The sequence below is a fragment of the Arthrobacter sp. KNU-44 genome (assembly GCF_051843155.1).
In the GTDB taxonomy this organism is placed as follows: Bacteria; Actinomycetota; Actinomycetes; order Actinomycetales; family Micrococcaceae; genus Arthrobacter.
In genome coordinates this window covers 3,051,459-3,070,639 of record NZ_JBPXNG010000002.1, presented here as the reverse complement: position 1 = coordinate 3,070,639, position 19,181 = coordinate 3,051,459, and the positions used below count along the sequence as shown (strand labels likewise).

The following is a 19,181-nucleotide window of genomic DNA, read 5'->3' as shown; positions in this document are numbered from 1 at the left end:
CAAGGAAAAAATCGGACCCACCCCCATAGATCTGAAACACCGGTTCTGCCCGGCACGCCCAACGATACCGCTTGGCGTTCGGCTCGAAGGGCGTATATCTGAGCGAGGGTTCGGCTCGAAGGGCGTATATCTGAGCGAGCGTTCGGCTCGAAGGGCGTATATCTGAGCGAGCGTTCGGCTCGAACGGCGTATATCTGAGCGAGCGTTCCTGTCTTTTGCTTTAGCGTTCGGCTGCCACACAGGGCCGGCAAACGCCCGCTCACCTTTGGGGGGGGGTTTTCGGCAAACGCTCGCTCACCTTTGGGTTGTTTTCGGCAAACGCTCGCTCACCTGATGTGAGCGAGCGATCCCGGTTTTGGCCATATATCTGAGCGAGGGTCGGGCTGACACACCGACCCCCCCCCACCTCACACGCGTTAGGTAGAATGCAGCAAGAAACGGAACCACAGCCGGAGGAGCACGCATGCAGCGCAAGGCCACAGCACTCGACGTCGCCAAACGCGCGGGCGTCTCTCGGAGTGCGGTGTCGCTGGTGCTCAACGGCCGTGGAGACGGCAACGTGGCCAAGGAAAGCCAGGACCGTATCCGGCAGGCCGCCGCGGACCTCAACTACTCCCCCAACCCCATCGCCCTGAGCCTGCGGAACCAACGAACACGCGTGATCGGCATCGTGTCGGACGAGGTGGTGGTGAGCCCGTTCGACGGCAACATCATCGGGGGCGCCGACGACGTCGCGCGGGCCCACGGCTTTGTCACCGTGGTCATGGACACCGAGCGCGACGCCTCCCGTGACGAGAGCGCCGTCGAGACCCTGTTGGACCGGCAAGTGGACGGGCTGATGTACGTCACGGTCGGTTTGAAGCCGCTCGACGTGCCCCAGGGCATGTTGCGTGTCCCGTCCGTGCTCGCCAATTGCTTGGACAACAGTCCCGCACCACGGCTGCACCACGTGATCCCGGACGAAGTTTCCGGGGGTCGCGAAGCCACTGAGCACTTGCTTCAGCTGGGCCATCGCGATATCGCGTTCCTCGCCGGCGCCGCCACCTCACCGGCTGTGCCCTTGCGCATCAGGGGGCATCGTGAAGCAATGGCCAAGGCCGCCATCCCCGTTCGCGAAGACCGCGTGTTCATGGCCGGTTGGGACATCAACGACGGTTTCAATGGCGCCATGGGACTGCTGTCCGCCACTGAACGCCCGACGGCGATCGTGTGCGCGAATGATCGCCTCGCCATCGGCGTCGCCCTGGCTGCGGCGCGGCTCGGCCTGGCGGTACCGCGCGACCTGTCGATCATGGGTTACGACGACGAGTCACGCATTGCCTCCACAATGGTCCCCGCGCTCACCACCATGGCGCTCCCCCTGCGGGAAATGGGCGCGGCCGCGATGAGCATGTTGCTGGGGCAGATTGAGCATCCGGCCCAGCGGCCGACGTCGGGCGACGGCACCGGTTTGGAGGCCAAGGCCGGCTTGGAAACCATGGTTCCCTGCCGCCTGGTGGTCCGTGAGTCCACTGGGCCTGTTCCCGCCCGCTGAATCTCCCCGCTTTTGGCCGGGCCGCCGCCCGGAAATCCCCGGAAATGCGGGGATCCCGGACTGCGACGCCGGCCAAATGTGGTCAAAAGTGGGGAAACTACGACGGCGGCCTGCCGCCTATTCCGGCAGCTTCAGTTCCCAGACGTCCGCTTCCCCACCTTCGGGAAGCTCAAGGATCCATTCCTCACCCAAGGCAGGATAGGCGCGGAGGGTTGTGGCAACGGAGCCCTTCCGATACACCTCTACCAAGGAAGCATCCACGAAGATGCGGAGTTCCTCGCTGGCGGACAGCGGCCCCGCAAACACGACTTGCCGTTCCGCGCCCGAGGCCAGGACCAGCCGAACCTCACCGGCTCCACCGCCAGCCCCGGTCTTCACAGCCGCCTCGGCGAACGGCGGCAGGGGGACCGTTCCGGAAGCTCCGCTCGCAAGCACAGCACCCCGGTACGCCTCGACCTCCGGCGCAGGAGCAACCACCAATGCACCGTCCTCTACCGAGAGGAAGCGCGGGTGGGTTAATACGCCGGCCCAGCCTGCGGCGTCGATCTCGTCTTGCGAACGGCCACGCCGGCCATCACGGCCGGGGCCTTCGTTGGCCCATCCCCACAGAAGGGCACGCGGCTCCGGCCCCGACGCAGAACCCAGCTGAGCAATCTGCGGGGCATAGAAGTCCCGGCCAAGGTCGGACCTGCCGCCGGAACGCGGGACGAACACGGGCAGCCCCGTAGACGGCTCCTCAGCGAGCGAGCCGATCAGGTGGCCCACCCCGTTGGCGTGCTCGTGATCATCGCCGGAGAGCCAGAGGGAGAACATCATGACCCAGGTTTGCGCCCCGTCGGAAGGCACCTGAACCAGTTGCGGGCACTCCCAGATCTCGGCCGGGGTGTGCATAGCTGCCACGGGGTTTTCGGTGGTCAGCCAAATGCCTTGGTAGTTCCAGTCGGACATGTCCTCCACCGTGTACAGCAGCAAAGCAGCATGTCCATTGGCCAGCCCGGCGCCCTGCATGGCGTAGCGCTTCCCGTTGAAGTGGAAGATGAAGGGGTCGCGCACGGCCGTGACCAGGCCGTCGTCCGGCATGGAAGCTGCAATGTGGCCGTCCTGTTCCCAAGAAACCAGGTCGGCGGAACCCCGGGAAATCACCACTTGCGAGTGTCCGCCGTCGCCCCGCACGCCCGAGTACGCGGCGGTGGGGACACCGCCGTCGTCGGTCACCACACCGGTCCAGCAGCCGAACTCATCCGGCCCGCCGTCCTGCGGGCGCAGCGCGACAGGGTGCTCATCCCAATGAACCAGGTCCGGGGAGCTGACGTGGCCCCACTGGATCCGGTGGTGCCGGGCCGATTCCGGGTTGAACTGGAAGAACACGTGGTATCGGCCGTTGATGAAACTGACGCCGTTAGGGTCGTTGATCCAGCCTTGCGCCGGCCGGGGGTGGAAGCGCGGGAAAGCCGGGTCCGGGTGGGCGGCCGCCGCGACTAGAGCAGGGGCGGAAGATATGACGTCCGTCATCGAGGTCCTTTCAAGAAAGAGTAGGAGTGCTATTTGCCGGTGCCGGCGGTGAGTCCGTCACGCAAGGCGCGCTGGCCGAACATGAACACCACCAGGGCGGGAATCATGGAGAGGATCACGCCGGCCAGCACCACGGAGATGCTGCCCGTACCGAGGTTGCCTTGCAGCGACACCAGGCCCAGCGGGAGCGTGAAGTTCTGCTCGGAGATGGTGAGGATGAGCGGGCGGAAGAACTCGTTCCAGTGGTAGTTGAAAGCCAGGATGCCCACGATCGCCATACCCGGCATCGCCAGCGGCGCATACACCGAGCGGAACGTGCGCCACGGCGAGGCTCCGTCGATCGCGGCGGCCTCGCCCAAATCACTTGGCAGCCCCAGGAAGTACTGGCGCATCAGGAAGGTGCCGAACGCCGTCGGGATCGCCGGAAGGATGAGCGCGAGGAGCGTGTCGGACAGACCGATGCCGCGGATCAGCATGAAGACCGGAACGATCGTCACCTGCGCCGGGACCATCATGGTGGCCAGCACAATCGAGAACAACGCCCCGCGGCCCCGGAACTTGAGGTTCGCGAACGCGTAGCCGGCGAGCGCCGCCGTGAACATCTGCCCGACGGCGATCAGTCCCGTCACGAGGGCACTGTTGAGGACCAGAAGCATGATGTTGAGCTGCTTGAAGACCTGGTCATACGACGAGAAATCGGGGTTGAGCGGAAGGAACGACGGCGGCAGCTGGAACGACTCCGCCGGGGGCCGCAGCGAGGTGGACAGGGTCCACAGCACCGGACCGAGGATGAAGACGGACGCGATCAGGAGCAGCACGATTCGTCCCGCCATGCTCCAGTTCCGCTTCTTGCGGGGCGCGGGCCGCTGGGGAGCCAAGCGATCGACGACGGCGCGCTGGGTTGAGGTTGTAGTCATGGCGGGCCTTACTGGTAGAAGACGAATCGTTTGCTGAGCCGGAACTGGGCGGCTGTGATGGCCATGATGATCAGCGTGAGGATGACGCCGATCGCCGATGCCTGGCCGAATTCGAGGCGCTGGAACGCGGACTCGAAGATCACCATCACGGCAGTGCGCGTGGAGTCGCCGGGGCCGCCGCGGGTCAGGACGTAGGGCTGGTCGAACACTTGCAGGGCGTTGATGATCGCCATGACGGAGGCCACTAGCGTGGTGGGGCTCAGGAGGGGCAGCGTCACGTGGAGGTGTTTGCGCCAGCCCGTGGCGCCGTCGATTGACGCTGCCTCGTACGTTTCGGTGGGGATGGACGCCAGCCCGCCGATGAACAGCAGGAACGAGAACCCGAAGTTCTGCCACACGTACACGAGGATCACGACGGCGGCAGAGCCGGCTGGCGTCGTCAGCCACGGGACAGCGGGGATGCCTACGAAGGACAAGAGCCAATTGACCACGCCGAATTGTTCGTTGAACAGGTAGCGCATGAAGATGGACACCGACGCCGCGGACAGGATCAGCGGGAAGAAGAAAGCGCTGCGGAAGAAGACGCGGAGCCAGGCCGGGAGCTTCTCCTGCACCATGATCGCCAGTGCTAACGCGAGGCCGAGCTGAAGCGCGACGGCGACCACCACGAACAGGATCGTGTTCAGGAACGAGACGCGCACCGTGGGGTCCTGGACCACTTCGGCGAAGTTGTCGAACCCGACGAAGCTTGGCGCTGAAATGATGTCCCAGCGGAAGAACGCGAGGACCACGGAAGCGACGATCGGCACGAGCGTGAACAAGCCCATGCCCAGGATGGTCGGGGCCAGGAACGCCCACGGCAGCCAGCGCTGACGCTGTCTTCCGCTTGCCTCGCTCTTCGCGGCGCCGTTTCGGCGTTTGGGCCCCGCGCCGTTTCGGCGTTTGGTGGACATGCCCGTTGTTGCCGTGCTCATGCCTGCCTCCTCAAGGCGATCTCAAGGTCGCGCTGCATGGAGGCGAGGGCCTGCTTGAGCTGGTTCTCGTCACCGCTGACGGCCAGGGATACGTTTTTCATCAATGCGGTCTCGACGGCGGCCTGCTGGGGCGGCGCCGGAATGGGACCTGTGGTGGGGAATTTGTCGAGGGTGTCGTCGAAGACTTTCCAGTGTTTGGGTCCGCGTCCCGCATACAGCTGCTCGTTGACCATGGAGCGGCGCGCGGGGGTGGTGTTCGGCGTCGGGAAGACCAAGCGCATGGCTTCCAGGCTGGAAGCGAACTTGAGCCACTCCCAGGCCGCGTCCTTGTCCTTGGCGGTCTTCATGATGGCGTAGCCGGCGGTACCGAACTGGTGCCGCTGGGTGCGCCAGCGCGGGAAGAACTGGACGTCGAAGCCGTCTTCCTTCATTCCTGCTTCGTGGAGGCCTTCCACCCAGTAGCCGCCGGCCGGGGTCATGCCGATCCTGTTGGAAGCGAACAGCCCCACGAGTGAATTTCCGCCGCCTTCCTCGGGACGAACGCCCAAGCCATCTTTGACGAGGCCCCGGAGGTAGTCGAACGACTCGTACACGCGCGGGTCATCGGCATTGGGTTCAAGCCACTGGTAGCCGCCGGAGCGCAGTCCGCGGGAAGGATCCTGGGCATAGAAGCTGTCCCAGAGCCACTCGCCGCCAGTGGACTTCGATTCCTTGAGGAAGCTGGTGTCGTTGGCATAGAGCCAGGGCACCACGCCGCCGAAGAGCCTGTTGGTCCAGTAGTACGGAGTGAAGTCCTGCGGCCTTGCTTTCCGCATGGCAGCCAAGGTGTTGCGAAAATCGACCTGGGTCCAGTCGTCCGCGGGACGTTCAAGTCCGGCTTGCTGCAGGGCCGAGGTGTTGTAGTACATATTGGCGGCGTTCCAGTCGATGGGAAGCTGGAACAGGCTGCCCTTGTACATAAACGCTTCCACGAGGCTCGGGTGGACGTCTGCGAAGTACTCCTTCATGTCCGCGGCGTCGCGGCGAAGGTACTCGTCCAAGGGGTGCGCGAGCTTCTCGGCGAAGAGCTGGGCGCCTTCGGTTGCCACATAGACCACATCCGGTGGCGTTCCTGCTGCCACCATGGTGAGGATCTTGGTGAAGAAGTCCTTCCAGTCCGCGGCCTGGATGGCCTGGACTTTCACCTTGATTTCCGGGTGCACCTTCGCGAACGCATCAATGACCCGCTGGCGGGCGGCTGCGTCCGCTGCGGTTCCCAAGATGGCGATGCTGAGGCTGTTGTCGCCGCGGCCCGGGAGGTCCATGCCGGTCAACCGCGGCCACGACGCCACCGTTGCTCCGACAATTCCCGCACCCAAGGCACCAAGGGCTGTCCTGCGTGAGATCTCACGCAGCTTCCCATTGCTTCCTGCCATGTCCAATTCCTTCCTAACACGTGTTAGGTAGCGTAAATCCATCACCTAACACGTGTCAAGCGTCACATTCGTGTTACGCGCCCCTCACCCCTCCCGACCCCCGCTCACATACGTGCCCCAAATTCCGAACGCTCGCTCACATATGTGCCCCAAACTCCCGGATCCACCCCACATATCCGAGCGAGCGTCCACCCAAAACCCCACATATCCGAGCGAGCGTCCACCCAAAACCCCACATATCCGAGCGAGCGTCCACCCAAAGGCCCACATATCTGCAGGAGGGTTCACTTCCGAAGACGTGGCGAATACGCTGAAACAAGCTGCCCCATTCCCCCGTCCCTAGCTTTGGAGCCCATTGATGACAGGTTGGAATGCCGAGAACCTCGCAGGTTCGGCCGGCGCAGGTGCCGTAACACTGTTGGCAGGAACATCGTTTTGCGTCTCTGCGGCGAACGGCGATATGGACCAACTGCGCCCGCACGGGATGTTCTTCCGTGACACGCGGTTCGTTTCAAACTGGGCGTTGGAGGTGAACGGCCACCCTATCGAGGCCTTGGGTTCTCCTGTCCCGGAGCCCTATCGCGCCGATTTCGTCGGCCGCGCGTCTCGCACCGATGGCTTGGCGGACAGCCATCTGCTGATTGAACGCCGGCGGAGCCTGTTCGGCGGAGTGCGCGAAGAGATTACGGTCAGGAATTTTTCCAGCAAGCCCACCCAGGCCACGGTTTCACTCACGGTCAATGCGGACTTTGCCGACATCTTCGAAGTGAAGGAGGGCCGGGCACGCCACGAGAGTGTGCATTTGACGCGTGGTAGCGACGGTTCGTTGGTCCTTGAGTCCCAGCGGCAGGGCCGGCATGTCCTGGTCGCCGTTGACGCTCCGCATGGCCTGGTTGACGGGGATGTCATCAGTTACCACATCACTCTTGAACCCCAAGGCCATTGGTCCACGGGAGTGACGGCCACGCCCCGCATCGACGGTGTCGGGCCCGAGGCGGACGCCCAGGTTTGGGGGAACCAACGCCCCTACGATGTCCCTGAAGAAAGGCTTCAGGAGTGGCATGGCAAGGTTCCTACGACGGAACTTGCCAACAAGGCCTTCGATAAAGCGTTAGCCCAAAGCAGGGCAGACCTCGGCTCCCTCAGGATCTTCGACCCCGACCATCCCGGACGCACGGTGGTGGCTGCGGGATCGCCTTGGTTCATGGCCCTTTTCGGCCGGGACTCGCTCCTGACCTCCTTCATGACCCTTCCACTGGATCCCTCGCTCGCGCTGGGAACACTCAAAACCCTCGCCGATCACCAGGGCCGTACCGTCAATCCGCTCAGCGAAGAGGAGCCGGGCCGGATCCTGCACGAGGTGCGTCTCGGCGCCACCACAGGCCTCGCGCTTGGCGGCGGGAGTGCCTATTACGGTTCAGTGGACGCCACCCCGTTGTTCGTCACGCTCGCCGGGGAGCTCACCCGCTGGGGGTTCCATTCCGATGTCTCGGAATCCCTTCTGCCGGCGGTGGACCGCGCCCTGGACTGGATCCGCGACTATGGAGACGCCGACGGCGACGGCTTCGTTGAGTACTCGCGGGCCACAGACCATGGCCTCCTCAATCAAGGCTGGAAGGACTCAGGGGACGGCATCAACTTCGCCGACGGCACGTTGGCGGAGCCGCCGATCGCCTTGTGCGAAGTCCAGGGCTATGTCTACACCGCCTATCTCAGCAGGGCCCTGATGGCCCAAGAAGACGGAGACCTGAAGCTGGCCGCGGTGTGGGGCGCACGGGCAGCCGAGCTCAAGCGAAAATTCAACGAGCAATTCTGGCTTCCTGAACTCGGCTATTACGCAATCGCCCTCGATCGGGACAAGCGGCCGGTAGACGCCTGTGCGTCCAATATGGGCCATTGCCTGTGGAGCGGAATCGTCGACGACGACAAGGCTCCGTTAGTCGCGGAGCGGCTGATGTCGGACGCCATGTTCTCGGGCTGGGGCGTCCGGACATTGGCCTCGGACATGGCGGCATACAACCCGGCGAGCTACCACAACGGCTCGGTATGGCCGCATGACAATGCCCTCATTGCAGGCGGATTGATGCGCTACGGCTTCGTCGAGGAGTCCCAGCGCCTCGTCACGGGTCTCCTCGATGCGGCCGAGGCGTTCGGTGGACGGCTCCCCGAGTTGTTCTGCGGACTGGACAGGAAGACCTACGGGACGCCCGTCCCCTACCCTTCGTCATGCTCGCCACAGGCCTGGGCAGCTGCCACACCGGTCCATCTGCTCCGCGTCCTTCTCCGCTTCGATCCGTGCCTCACCCACGGCGGCCTCTGGCTGGCGCCGGTGGTTCCCAAAGGCTTCGGCGACATCAAAATGCGGAACGTCCCGCTCGCCGGCTCCCGGATCTCCGTGGAGGTGGTCAACGGAGAAACACGGGTCACGGACCTGCCCGAGAATGTCGCGCTCCACCTCGAAGCCCGCAAACCGTTGTCCGATCTCTTGGATGTACACCACGCCACCGCCGGACCGCGGCGGGGGCACTAGGTGCGCATCGGACTGGTTGCCCCGCCCTGGATTCCAGTACCGCCGCCTGCATACGGCGGCACGGAGTCGATCATCGATATCCTGGCCCGAGGCTTGTCTGCCGCGGGCCACGATGTGCTTTTGGCGGCCGCGTCCGGAAGCACATGTCCAGTGGACAAAGTCCCCGGCCCGCCGCTTGCGGACGGCTCGAGGATAGGGAACGGGACGGACGAACTCCGCCACAGCGTGTACGCATTCGCGGCCATGGACGACGTCGACCTCATCCACGACAACACCCTGGCGGGACCGCTGTACAGGCATCGGCCGAAGGGAACACCCATCGTCGCAACGGCGCACCTCCCGTTTTCGGCAGAAAACCATGACATCTACCAGGCCATGGCCACGGACACGGCGATCATTGCCATCTCGCACCATCAAGCGGACACTGCCCCCGCCATCAAGATACGGAAGGTCATTCACCACGGGATAGACACGCAGTCCGTCCCGCTCGGAGCCGGCGACGGCGGCTACGCCTGCTTCCTCGGCCGGATGCACCCCGGCAAGGGCCTGCCGGAAGCAATTGAGACCGCCCGGCTGGCCCAGGTTCCGCTGCGAATTGCGGCCAAGATGTACAGCGCGGAAGAACATGAGTACTACGCCGAGGTCATCGCACCGCTGCTCGGGCCCGACGTCGAATACCTCGGCGAGCTGAACGCGGCGGACAAGTTCGTCCTCCTGGGCGGCTCCGTGGCCCTCTTGAATCCGCTTCAGTGGGATGAACCCTTCGGGATGGCGATGATCGAGTCCCTCGCCACAGGGACGCCGGTGGTGGCAACTTTCCGGGGATCAGCCCCGGAAATCGTGTCCGATGGCGTCACGGGCTATCTCCGTTCCAGTCCCCCTGAACTGGCCGAAGCCGTCATTGCCGCCGCGACGCTGGACCGCGGTGAGTGCCGCCGCGCCGCGGAAAACTACTTCAGCGCCGAGAGGATGGTTGCCGAACATTTGGCGCTCTATGAGGAACTCCTCTCCGAGCAAAAGTGATCCTCCCAGCCAAATATGACACCCTGAAAGTAATGAGTTTTCCTAAGACGAGCCGGATGCCGGCCACACGTGGTATTGCCAGCAGGCGCTGGGCCGGCGCTGGGATGGGCTTCCTTTTTGTGCTCTCCACCCTGGCATGCATGGCCGCATTCGTTGCCACCTACTATTTTTTCGTCCGCACCACCACGGGACAGTACATCGACGAATCCGCCCTGGTGGAAGCCGCGACCATCAACGGTCCCACCGAGCGGGCAACCACCCAGTTCCTCGATTGGTTGCCGGTCATCTCGGTGGCGATCGCCGCCGTCGTCGTTCTTTTCGTCACGATCATGCGCCGCCGCTGGAAGTCTGCCGGGATCGCGGTGGCCGCTTGTGTCGCGGCGAACCTGGCCACCCAGCTCCTCAAGGACTGGTTCCCGAACAGGCCGTTCCGCGGCGTCCAGACCATTGAACTGAACTCGCTGCCCTCCGGTCACACCACGCTCGCGGCCTCAGCGGCTGCGGCGGTCTTCTTGGTGGTATCGCCGCGGTGGCGGCCCCTGGCGGGGTTCCTCGGCGGCACTTTCGCGGTGGCGGCCGGGGTTTCCACGCTGATCAACCAGTGGCACCGGCCCGCCGACGTCGTCGCCGCGTTCCTCGTGGTGGGAGCGGTCATGCTGCCGGCTGGCTGGTTGGTGCTGCGAACGGGAAAGCGCTGGAATGTCCAGGACGGCCGCGGTGAGCACTGGGCGTCGTCGCGTGTGTGGCTTTCGCTGTCGACTCTGGCGGGCGTCGTCGCCGCGGCCGTTGCGGTGTACTCGCTGATTGGAATCGCGAGCGGTTTCGGGCAGGAAAGCACCACCAACTATTTCTGGGCCGGCGTCTCCCTGATTGTCATCACCGGTTATCTGGCAACGGTCGCTGCCACCTGGCTTTTCGGTCTGAATGCCCGACGGCGGCAGTCACCTTAGTGCCGCGCGCGGCTTCCTGCACGGTCTGGTCTAGAGGCCCGGTGCGCTGAGCGCTTCTGCCCGATAGAGGTTTTCGATGATGATGTCGGCCTGCGTTGGGCCGATTTTGGGGTACATCGTGCGGAGCTCCTTCACGGCTGCCTCGTGTCCGCGGCTGACGTGGATGACCCGTAGCCAGTTGATCTGCAGGCTGGAAAGGCGCACAGCGAGCCGGCACCGAAATTCTGCCATCTAAGCCAATCAAGGAAGTGTCCCGGGCGTAGTGGCGGGATCTCCAAAAGCGGCGCCTTCTCCGCAGGCACTACTGAAATGGCAGCCGATGCCAGCAGCAGGCCACCCATCCACAAGGACGGGTTGGCCGGATCGGAGAATCCAGGCGCCGACAGCAAGGGCGACGAAACCACGGCCAGAGGCAGGATGGCCGGAAGAACATCCGCTACTTGCCTTCGCATCAGGACCATCAGCTTGGACCAGAAGCGCCAGGACAGGATGACGACACCCCAGATCAGGGCGACGGCGCCATAGAAGAAAGAAAGCAGAACAATCTTGCCATTCTCCGGTCCGGCGGGCGCTCTGGCGGCCAGCCACATTCCGACACAGCCCTCAAGCACCAGGGTGCTGCCCGCCACGATGGATACAGGTTTCGCATTCCAGATTGCCCGCATGAACTGTTCCCTCCCCGCCGAGACAGTTCCCCCTGCGATCATCGAACGCCAATGCCTCGTAGGTGTCAACGATTCCGGGATCGCCCGGCGGGACTCTCCTTAGTGCCGCGCGACGAGGCGTACCCTGATGCTATGGGCGCCGAAGTCCTGGATCTCAGGCTCACGACGGGCGTACGGGTTCCGTGCCTCGTCCAGGGCGACGCCGATGCGAAGCCGTTGTTGCTGTTGCACGCCTGGGGTGAATCCCGTCGTAGCTTTGACCGCCTTGTACCTCTGCTGAAGGACTTCAGGGTCTACGCGCCCGACCTCCGCGGCCAGGGAGACGCGGAGAAGCCGGGGCTCGGCTATTCGTTGGCTGATCAGGCCGAGGACGCCGCAGCCATCCTGGATGCGCTCGGTGTCCAGAGGGCGTTCATCCTTGGTTCCTCCAGCGGCGGCTATGTGGCCCAGCAGCTAGCCATCGGGTACCCCGATCGTGTGGCAGCGCTCGTGCTGGTGGGCTCTCCCCTAAGCCTGCGGGGTCGGACTGCTTTCGCCAACGAAGTCGCCCGCTCTTCAGGACCCCGTCGACGAGAGCTGGGTACGGAATTCCCTTGCATGGTTCCCACTACTGCATGCGATTCCTGCTTGGTATATCGAGGACCGGGTGCGCGACGGAGTCAGGATGCCTGCGCATGCGTGGAAGCTCATCCTCGATGGCTTGCGTGCGGCGACTCCGCCCACGGAGTCCGGAACCATTCTGGCGCCCACCCTGATCTTGTGGGGCGCACATGATGGCGTGCTGCCTCGAAGGCACCAGGAAGCCTTGGCGGCTCGAATACCCGGCGCCGCGTTGAAGGTTTATCCCGGGGTAGGGCACCTGGTCTTGTGGGAGTGCCCGGACGAAGTGGCAGCGGATGCCATCGCGTTCCTCAATTCACTCGACTGAGGTTCTGGGACGGCATCACACACCCGCCCTCGCGGCCCCCGCCTTCGGGACCAGTGCGCGCAGCCGGAGCCGGGCCGGTTCCTCGACGTACTTGAACAACAGATGGGTGGCCAAGGCAATCGCGAGCAGGCACGCCGCCCCGAGCAAGTTCTCCGCCACCGGACTGGCCCCATGCGGCCAGTCCTTGATGAGCCAGTAGAAGAGGTAGATGAAGAACATGTGGACCAAGTACAGGCTGTAGGAGCTGTGGCCGCCATATTGCAGCCACCGCGCCGACAACGCCGAGCGGAGCCAGCCGCGGGTCAGGCTAAGGAGCGCAATGAGCAGCGGGAAGGCAAGCACGGCCAGCCGTCCCGGGCCGGGTTTTCCGGCCGTGGCCAGGAAGATCACGACGGCGGTTCCGGTCAGCAGGGCGCCGGGACCGGCCAGGGCAGGATTGAACTTCATACGGTCCGCGTTCCGAGCTGCGATGCAAGCGAAAGCCCCCGCAATGAAGCAGCACGCGATCTGCAGCAGCCATTGGTACGGCTGGTCCTCATCCGTGGCGATTGGCAGGTCCGGACCCCAGATGGCTGTCGGCAGGAGGACGAGCACGGAGGCGGCCAGCGCCGCGAGCGGATGCAGCCGGCGCAGCCGGAACAGGACCAGCGCGAGCAGCGGAAACGCCAAGTAGGCCAGCCACTCGGCACTGACCGTCCATCCCGGGCCGAACCAGCTGGCGCCGTCGGTACCCGGTTGGAACCAGAGATGCATCATCAGCAGCTGCTTGGCCAGCCCCCACGGCGACAGGTCCGGAGCCTGGGTCTGGAGGGACCATTCCCGCACGGATTCCTGCGCGGTCCCATATACGAACCACAGGCCCAACACGCCCACCACCAGGGCGAACGCGGGCCACATGCGGGCGAACCGCGCCCAGACAAAGTCCGCTGCAGCTCGCCAGCGGAAACGTGGGCCAAGCCGGTCCAGGTACGTGTAGGTGATGATGAAGCCGCTGAGCACAAAGAACACGTCCACGCCCAGGTCGCCGTTGGCAATGACGGGCCGGAACAGCTCATAGACCGGGGCGAGGAAGGTGTGCTGCATGGCCTGAAGATGGAAGAACACCACCCACAGAGCGGCAAAAAAACGCAGCGCGGTCAGCGTCGCGAGATCAGGCCGGGACTGCTTTGCCACGCTCTTCGGCAGGCGATTATCCGCCCCGGAACCAAGCGGCGGTGGGTTGTCCGTGACGGGTTTCCCAGCGGTCGGATTCGCGGTGGGGGCACGATGCGGAGGCGCGATGACTGAGAACATCCAATTCACCATACCGGATGCACCTGACCGGAGTCTGGGAGCTGCATTCCCAACTGACTCGCAGTTAATGTCGTTCTGAGCCCTCAAAACGACATCTATTGCGAGCCAGTTGGGTACCCACCGGCGAGGGAGGTGTTGGGCCTCAGTAGTTCCTGCGGTGCTTGAGTTTCGGGAGCGCGACGGCGAACACCGCCGCGGCGGCCAGGCCAAGGAAGCCGGTGGCCCAGACGCCCGCAGCGAGCGATATTGCAGCCGTCAGGGCCGAGAGCAGCACGGGCCCGCCTGTGGCACCGGCGTCGGAAATGAACCTCCACAAGCCGAGGAATTGCCCGCGACCCTTCTCCGGGGAAAAGTCGGCGCCGAGAGTCATGATGAGTCCTGAGCTGATGCCGTTGCCGAAGCCGATCAGGAGCGAGGCCAGCAACAGCCCCACAAACTCGGCGGACGACGGCATCAGGAACAACGCCGCGCCCATGATGAGGGTGGACGGTACAGCTACCCACATGCGCCCCTTGCGGTCCATGAGCTTGCCGGCCGGATAGAACACCAGCATGTCGATCGCGCCGGACAAGCCGTAAATCAGAGACGCGTGTGTGGCGTCCAATCCCAAGTGGTCCGCCCACAAAGGGATGACCACCTGACGTGAGGCCCGCAGCGCGCTGAGCAGCAGGATCCCGGTCCCGACAGTCAGGAACACCCCCGCGTGCGAAACCGCCACGCCACGGAGGGTGGGCTCGGGACCCTTCCGCCCGCCGTCGCCGTCGTCCGGCAACACAAGGTCCGGAATGGTGAGGGAAAGCACCGCGGCTGCCGCCATGCCCGCCACGCCAACCCAATATGCGCCGCTGATGCCGGCGAACTGCATCACGGCCGCGCCGACGAACGGGCCGATGAACACGCCGATCCGGGTGACGCCGCCCAGCGTCGAGAGGGCGCGTGCCCGGTAGATGACCGGGACGGCTTCCGTGAGGTACTTCTGTCGCGCTAGGTTGAAGACGCTCGTGGACATCCCGACCACGGTCATCGCCGCGGCGAGCAGCCAGATGCCGTTGTGCGCAAGGAGCGGCGCGAATCCTGCCGCCAACAAGGCCAAGGCTCCGGCGGCGCCCGCGGCGACGATGGCCCATCGTTCGCCGAACTTGATGGTGATGATCGAAGCGGGCAGGTTGAAGAACCACGATCCCAGTCCGATCAGGGTAACCACCAACGCGGAAACGGCCACGGAAGCACCAAGGTCGCGGGCGGACAACGCCACCACCGGAAGGACCGCGCCTTCGCCGATACAGAACAGCAGGGCGGGCCCAAATGCGGGCAACGCGATGCTGCGGAGATTGAAAGGCTGAAGGGTGCTGGTGGTGGTCATCCCCTTCATCCTAGGACGCCACTCCTTTGCGACGCGCCAAATACCTGTCGCACAGGGAATTCCGGCTGCGTCAGGCAGTCAGCGTAGCGTCAGGCATTCAGCGCGGCGCCAGGCATTCAGCGTAGCGCCAAGCATTCAGCGTAGCGCCAGGCACTCCGCGCCTCATCGGGATCCACGCGGACGACGCCGGGACACCCCTGCCGCTGCCAGCTTCCGTTCGAACACGCCGGGAGCCATGAGTTCTGCCCACACCCAACGGACGACGCCGCACCCCGTGGCACGGATCCGGTCCTCGCGCAGCTTCTCCTCGACGACGGCTTGAGCGGGGGTGCGTCCCTTGAGGAATTCCGGTTTCAGGTACTTATCGATGCCGTCGAACTCCCCGGCCAACCGCACACCCTTCCAATAGAAGTCCGAATAGCCCACCAGGCCCGCTTCGTCGCGGAATTCACGTTGAAGAACCGGGGCCTCGAATCCGGCGACATGCATCAAAGCGCGGCTGTAGGATTCCCCCGCAGATCCGGACAGGGGATCTGCGAAATCGATCGCCGCTTGAATTCTCCGGGTGGCCGCCGCCGTGTAAATTCCATCCGCTCCCGCCAGAAGTGCCTCTTTCGAGATGGCGGGCAATCTCCTTTTCCGGTCGGCTTTGAGGACGTGATCCAAAGGAGCTATGGATTCGACGAACGGGGTGAAAGCGGCCAGATCCAGCACCGTGCGCACCCTGTCAGTCACCAGAAGTCCCTCTCGGCGATACACCTTGAGGCTAGCGGGGTCCGCGTAGTGGCGGGATATTCCGGCCCGAGAGCGGCCGCCGTCGTTCCTCAGGGTCACGGCCTGCACCGGATGATGCAGTCCGATAGTGGGGATACCCCATACAGACGCCGCCGAGTGTCTGGCGAAAATGGTTCGTGAGCTGGAGGTTTCGGCCGCAGCGTTGACCCGTACACGATATTGTTCCCACGGTTTCAGTGCGTCCCACGCAGCGCCGTCAACGTACACTCCTTGGCGGACGCGATGCAAGGCGCCCGCCTTGGCACTCCGAGCGAGTTCCTTGAGAGTCGTTCCGTGAAAAAGGTGATCTCGGCTGAGGATCAGGCGGGGCAACTGGGTCATGCCTACGAACCTGCCACGTGGATCGAGGCCCACGACAGCACCGAATTCCCCCATGTGGACAACTCCAAGGAAACAATCCCGACGCGTCCCGTGCCCTCCGACCCCGTGTCTTCCTGACGCCCCCGGAATTCCTGACGCCCCCGGAATTCCGGGGGCGTCAGGAATTCAGCGCAGCGCAGGGCAAGAAGCGCAGCGCCTACTTCAGGAACCCGGCGTCGAACGAGTTCAGGTCGACGTTGATGCCGTTCAGGGTGTGTTCGAGCTTCTGCTGGATCCCCACGCGCATAGTGCCAGCCGTGTTCCAGCCGCCGTACTGCACAGGGGCCGGTGCCAGGTAGTCCGCGGTCCAGCCGGCGTAGTTGAGGTTGCTCGTGTCGGTATCCCACAGAGGCACGTCCGAGAATGCGGTGCTGTTGCCCATCAAGCCTGGCCACATGCCGCTGCCGCTGTAGATCACGGGCCGCACGCCCAGGCTCCGCACACCATCCACCATGGCGCGCGTTACCAAGGATCCCCCGGGCTCGATGTCCAGGGCGAAGAACTGCAGTTGGGCCATGTACGGGCCTGCGGCTTTGATCCCGTTCGCCCAGCACGAAGCGTCACGCGTGTAGACCGCGATCTTGAGGCCGGCGTCGAGCGCCATCTTCAATTGGGCTTGGGTCTGTTGCCACGGAGTGCACGTGCCCCACGCGGTGGAGTGCATCACGTAGAGACCGAAGCCCTCGGCGTAGGCGTGGCGGAACCAGTTGGGGTCGGTGATGGCCGCGGTGGTGTCGAGCACCTTCACCGAGCCGCCCCGACCAGCTTGGGGTACGGCGGCGGGTACGACTGCAGCTTTGGGCACGACGACGGCGGGCGCGGGTGCGGCGGCAGGCTGCGGAACGGCGGGCGGTGCTGGAGTCGGCGTCGCGAGCGGGGCCACCTCAGCGGCGGGTGCGGCGTTCGCGATGGGTTCGGGAGCGGCGTCGGGCGCTGTGTTGGCGGTGGGGCGGGCGCTAGTGGCACCCGTCAGTCCGAGGAGAAGCACGGCAGCGAACATCAAGGCAAGTTTTTTGGGAATCAAGGAGGCTCCTGGGTGCTGGCCTCGGGTTCAGAAACGGGCGCAGCAGGGTGTCATAAAGGCACAGAATTGGGTGCACCATGCCCGGGCCCAGTTCCCGGTCATGGCGAGGTCGCCCCGCAAAGCGAATGCGTCCAGGTGCAACTCTAGGGAAATCCCGGCGGAAGCGACAATTTGCAATCCGCGTAGTAGTCGAGTAATAACCCGCTCTTGCCGGCGTAAAACCAAGTAATGAATAGAGTGTCAACAGCGTCACGCTAGGCAATAACTAAGTAGCCCCACCCCAACTGACTCGCACTTGTTGTCGTTATGAGCCTTGTAAACGACATCTAATGCGAGCTAGTTGGGCGGGGCCACCAAAGCGGAGGCGCTACACGTACCCGTCCACGATCGCGGCCGCGATCTCCTTGTACGCACGGCGGGTGTCGGGGCGCAGGACGTCAAGGGTGACCAGGTCGCCGTCGGCCACTCCCCTGTCGTGAGGCACGGCAATCAACTGGCGGCAGATCCCGGCGAGGTGTTCCTCGATGGCATCCTTGTCCACGCGGGAGGACACCTCGTCCTTGTCCGTGATGACCACGATCGCGTTGCGTGCCAGTTCCTCGTAGCCGTGGCTCGCGAGCCATTGAAGGGTGCTGCGGGCACGCTTGGCGCCGCTCACGGCATAGCCGGCGGCGATGATGAGGTTGTCGGCCGATTGCAGGATGCCGCTCATCGCATTGTGCGTAACGCCGGTCCCGCAGTCGGTCAGCGCGATGGAGTAGTAGCCCGAGATCAACTGGCGGATCCGCAGGTATTCCTCGGCGGTCAGTGAATCCGAAACTTCCGGGTCCTGTTCGCCGGCGATCAGGTGCAGTCGGCCGGCATGGTGCATGTACCGGGCGAGTGCCGTGAGCGAATCGACGTTGTCGACGTTTTTGAGCAGGTCCGTGATGGTGCGCGGCGTGGCCTTCTGGTAGATGCCCTCACCCAGTGCGCGCTCCACGAGGTCGCCGGAATCAGGGTTGGCGTCGATGGCGCAGGGCGGGTCGCCGCGGAATTCCGCCAAGGTAAGGCCGACGCCCACCGTGGTGGAGGTCTTGCCGATCCCGCCCTTGAGGCTCAGGACAGCCGTGTTGTAGCTGCCTTGAAGCTGCCGGGAAATGCGCCGCGCCAACTCGTCCTCTTCGCGCTGCTTGGCGCTGGGCCCGAGGTTCCAGGCGCCGCCGGTCAGCCTGTAGAGCATGCCGCGGAAGCCACCGATGGGGCGCGGCTTCTGCTCCCGCACGAAGGAACCCGGCGACGAGATGAAGTCGGAAATTGGAGCGTTGGCGGCAGCGGCGCGTCCGGCTCGTGCGGCAGCCGGGGGAACAGCGCCCGACGCCGGTGCTGCCGCCGTCGGGATCTCACGGCGTGGTTCCGCGGGGGTCGCGTCACCGCTGGTCGAGTCTTCGCGGTCTGTTTCCGCGCGGTCCGTTACGGTCCCTGCGGACGCGTCGGCGGCGGCTGCAGCTTCGGCCCAGGATCTGCTTTGGAGCGGGGCAGCGGATGCGGGTGCGTCGGAATCGTTCGGCGTAATGATCGGCATAGTTCCTGTCCAGGGGTCGCCCTCGGCGCGACGGCGATCGCGGCGTCGACGAAGGTCGGGCTGTCCTTCGTTCGATGCAGCGGCGCTGGCTTCGTTGTCCAAAGAATCCGGCATGGTCTTGTCCCCTAAGACTCGCAGCGTTTTGCGCTGCGGCTCTCGTTTAGATTGCTTCAACCAGCAAGTCTAGGTGGCGAGGGCCTCAAACCTGACATGAGGGCCGTGCCGGGCAGTTTGGACAGGGGTTTTGGGCCTTCGTGTGGGCCTGGTTTTGTGGCTGGGGCGGCGGCGGTTGAGGTGGCAGGGGCGACGGATTCTGTTGGATCACCCGGACTCG

General features: G+C 64.5%; 18 protein-coding genes. 7 read left to right on the top strand and 11 right to left on the bottom strand.

Features of this window, described 5'->3' with window-relative positions:
- Nucleotides 1-463: 463 nt before the first annotated feature.
- The gene (locus ACSVHC_RS15400) at nucleotides 464-1,534 is read left to right on the top strand and encodes a LacI family DNA-binding transcriptional regulator (RefSeq protein WP_439181078.1); all 1,071 of its coding nucleotides are present in this window, start codon (nucleotides 464-466) and stop codon (nucleotides 1,532-1,534) included.
- Between the two features lie 117 nt (nucleotides 1,535-1,651).
- On the opposite strand, the gene ACSVHC_RS15395 is transcribed toward ACSVHC_RS15400, so the two are convergent.
- From ACSVHC_RS15395 to ACSVHC_RS15380, 4 genes are read right to left on the bottom strand one after another with little or no spacing between them, the layout of a single operon-like run.
- Entirely contained in the window at nucleotides 1,652-3,046 is a 1,395-nt protein-coding gene (locus tag ACSVHC_RS15395; RefSeq protein ID WP_439181077.1) for a glycoside hydrolase family 32 protein, read from the bottom strand.
- Between the two features lie 29 nt (nucleotides 3,047-3,075).
- Entirely contained in the window at nucleotides 3,076-3,963 is an 888-nt protein-coding gene (locus ACSVHC_RS15390) for a carbohydrate ABC transporter permease (protein WP_437771179.1), read from the bottom strand.
- A gap of 8 nt (nucleotides 3,964-3,971) precedes the next feature.
- Nucleotides 3,972-4,937: a carbohydrate ABC transporter permease gene (locus ACSVHC_RS15385; RefSeq protein ID WP_437771180.1), complete on the bottom strand. Its 966-nt coding sequence runs from the start codon at nucleotides 4,935-4,937 to the stop codon at nucleotides 3,972-3,974.
- The gene (locus ACSVHC_RS15380; protein ID WP_439181076.1) at nucleotides 4,934-6,352 is read right to left on the bottom strand and encodes an extracellular solute-binding protein; all 1,419 of its coding nucleotides are present in this window, start codon (nucleotides 6,350-6,352) and stop codon (nucleotides 4,934-4,936) included. The genes ACSVHC_RS15385 and ACSVHC_RS15380 overlap by 4 nt, the downstream gene beginning before the upstream one ends.
- A 358-nt stretch (nucleotides 6,353-6,710) precedes the next feature.
- Between ACSVHC_RS15380 and ACSVHC_RS15375 the strand changes: the two genes are divergently transcribed.
- The 3 genes from ACSVHC_RS15375 to ACSVHC_RS15365 are packed head-to-tail and all read left to right on the top strand — an operon-like array spanning nucleotide 6,711 to nucleotide 10,855.
- On the top strand, nucleotides 6,711-8,882 hold the full coding sequence (locus ACSVHC_RS15375; RefSeq protein WP_437771183.1) for an amylo-alpha-1,6-glucosidase: 2,172 nt from the start codon (nucleotides 6,711-6,713) through the stop codon (nucleotides 8,880-8,882).
- A complete protein-coding gene (locus ACSVHC_RS15370; protein ID WP_437771184.1) occupies nucleotides 8,883-9,905 on the top strand; it encodes a glycosyltransferase family 4 protein in 1,023 nt (340 codons plus the stop codon).
- Nucleotides 9,906-9,937: 32 nt separating this feature from the next.
- A complete protein-coding gene (locus tag ACSVHC_RS15365) occupies nucleotides 9,938-10,855 on the top strand; it encodes a phosphatase PAP2 family protein (protein WP_437771185.1) in 918 nt (305 codons plus the stop codon).
- Between the two features lie 131 nt (nucleotides 10,856-10,986).
- On the opposite strand, the gene ACSVHC_RS15360 is transcribed toward ACSVHC_RS15365, so the two are convergent.
- Nucleotides 10,987-11,520: a hypothetical protein gene (locus ACSVHC_RS15360; RefSeq protein WP_437771186.1), complete on the bottom strand. Its 534-nt coding sequence runs from the start codon at nucleotides 11,518-11,520 to the stop codon at nucleotides 10,987-10,989.
- A gap of 99 nt (nucleotides 11,521-11,619) precedes the next feature.
- Nucleotides 11,620-11,751 carry a hypothetical protein gene (locus ACSVHC_RS15355; protein WP_439181415.1) on the bottom strand — a complete coding sequence of 44 codons (132 nt, stop codon included), beginning with the start codon at nucleotides 11,749-11,751 and terminating at the stop codon, nucleotides 11,620-11,622.
- Between ACSVHC_RS15355 and ACSVHC_RS15350 the strand changes: the two genes are divergently transcribed.
- Together ACSVHC_RS15350 and ACSVHC_RS15345 are read left to right on the top strand one after the other, a co-directional pair.
- A complete protein-coding gene (locus ACSVHC_RS15350; RefSeq protein WP_439181393.1) occupies nucleotides 11,737-12,294 on the top strand; it encodes an alpha/beta fold hydrolase in 558 nt (185 codons plus the stop codon). The genes ACSVHC_RS15355 and ACSVHC_RS15350 overlap by 15 nt on opposite strands.
- On the top strand, nucleotides 12,185-12,448 hold the full coding sequence (locus ACSVHC_RS15345; protein WP_439181075.1) for an alpha/beta fold hydrolase: 264 nt from the start codon (nucleotides 12,185-12,187) through the stop codon (nucleotides 12,446-12,448). Before ACSVHC_RS15350 ends, ACSVHC_RS15345 begins: the two co-directional genes overlap by 110 nt.
- A gap of 15 nt (nucleotides 12,449-12,463) precedes the next feature.
- On the opposite strand, the gene ACSVHC_RS15340 is transcribed toward ACSVHC_RS15345, so the two are convergent.
- From ACSVHC_RS15340 to ACSVHC_RS15330, 3 genes are all read right to left on the bottom strand, one after another.
- Nucleotides 12,464-13,741 (bottom strand): acyltransferase family protein, encoded by a 1,278-nt coding sequence (locus tag ACSVHC_RS15340; protein WP_439181074.1) that lies wholly within the window; start codon nucleotides 13,739-13,741, stop codon nucleotides 12,464-12,466.
- A 142-nt stretch (nucleotides 13,742-13,883) separates the two neighbouring features.
- Nucleotides 13,884-15,104, bottom strand: a complete 1,221-nt coding sequence (locus ACSVHC_RS15335; RefSeq protein ID WP_437771189.1) for an MFS transporter — start codon at nucleotides 15,102-15,104, stop codon at nucleotides 13,884-13,886.
- 162 nt (nucleotides 15,105-15,266) lie between these two features.
- Nucleotides 15,267-15,839, bottom strand: coding sequence for a hypothetical protein (locus ACSVHC_RS15330; protein WP_437771190.1), 573 nt, complete (start codon nucleotides 15,837-15,839; stop codon nucleotides 15,267-15,269).
- A gap of 333 nt (nucleotides 15,840-16,172) precedes the next feature.
- Here ACSVHC_RS15330 and ACSVHC_RS15325 point away from each other — a divergent pair, with 333 nt between their 5' ends.
- Nucleotides 16,173-16,337 (top strand): hypothetical protein, encoded by a 165-nt coding sequence (locus tag ACSVHC_RS15325; protein ID WP_437771191.1) that lies wholly within the window; start codon nucleotides 16,173-16,175, stop codon nucleotides 16,335-16,337.
- A 79-nt stretch (nucleotides 16,338-16,416) separates the two neighbouring features.
- On the opposite strand, the gene ACSVHC_RS15320 is transcribed toward ACSVHC_RS15325, so the two are convergent.
- Complete coding sequence (locus ACSVHC_RS15320) at nucleotides 16,417-17,283, bottom strand: glycoside hydrolase family 25 domain-containing protein (RefSeq protein ID WP_437771192.1); 867 nt, start codon at nucleotides 17,281-17,283, stop codon at nucleotides 16,417-16,419.
- Nucleotides 17,284-17,650: 367 nt separating this feature from the next.
- Nucleotides 17,651-18,961: a MinD/ParA family ATP-binding protein gene (locus ACSVHC_RS15315; protein WP_437771193.1), complete on the bottom strand. Its 1,311-nt coding sequence runs from the start codon at nucleotides 18,959-18,961 to the stop codon at nucleotides 17,651-17,653.
- Between the last annotated feature and the right edge of the window lie 220 nt (nucleotides 18,962-19,181).

What these genes read in the sequence shown, in the direction of transcription:
- ACSVHC_RS15390 (WP_437771179.1), bottom strand. Translation starts at nt 3,963, where the DNA reads ATGACTACAACCTCAACCCAGCGCGCCGTCGTCGATCGCTTGGCTCCC.
- ACSVHC_RS15345 (WP_439181075.1), top strand. Translation starts at nt 12,185, where the DNA reads ATGCCTGCGCATGCGTGGAAGCTCATCCTCGATGGCTTGCGTGCGGCG.
- ACSVHC_RS15400 (WP_439181078.1), top strand. Translation starts at nt 464, where the DNA reads ATGCAGCGCAAGGCCACAGCACTCGACGTCGCCAAACGCGCGGGCGTC.
- ACSVHC_RS15360 (WP_437771186.1), bottom strand. Translation starts at nt 11,520, where the DNA reads ATGCGGGCAATCTGGAATGCGAAACCTGTATCCATCGTGGCGGGCAGC.
- ACSVHC_RS15385 (WP_437771180.1), bottom strand. Translation starts at nt 4,937, where the DNA reads ATGAGCACGGCAACAACGGGCATGTCCACCAAACGCCGAAACGGCGCG.
- ACSVHC_RS15395 (WP_439181077.1), bottom strand. Translation starts at nt 3,046, where the DNA reads ATGACGGACGTCATATCTTCCGCCCCTGCTCTAGTCGCGGCGGCCGCC.
- ACSVHC_RS15365 (WP_437771185.1), top strand. Translation starts at nt 9,938, where the DNA reads ATGAGTTTTCCTAAGACGAGCCGGATGCCGGCCACACGTGGTATTGCC.
- ACSVHC_RS15335 (WP_437771189.1), bottom strand. Translation starts at nt 15,104, where the DNA reads ATGACCACCACCAGCACCCTTCAGCCTTTCAATCTCCGCAGCATCGCG.
- ACSVHC_RS15380 (WP_439181076.1), bottom strand. Translation starts at nt 6,352, where the DNA reads ATGGCAGGAAGCAATGGGAAGCTGCGTGAGATCTCACGCAGGACAGCC.
- ACSVHC_RS15340 (WP_439181074.1), bottom strand. Translation starts at nt 13,741, where the DNA reads ATGTTCTCAGTCATCGCGCCTCCGCATCGTGCCCCCACCGCGAATCCG.
- ACSVHC_RS15315 (WP_437771193.1), bottom strand. Translation starts at nt 18,961, where the DNA reads ATGCCGGATTCTTTGGACAACGAAGCCAGCGCCGCTGCATCGAACGAA.
- ACSVHC_RS15375 (WP_437771183.1), top strand. Translation starts at nt 6,711, where the DNA reads ATGACAGGTTGGAATGCCGAGAACCTCGCAGGTTCGGCCGGCGCAGGT.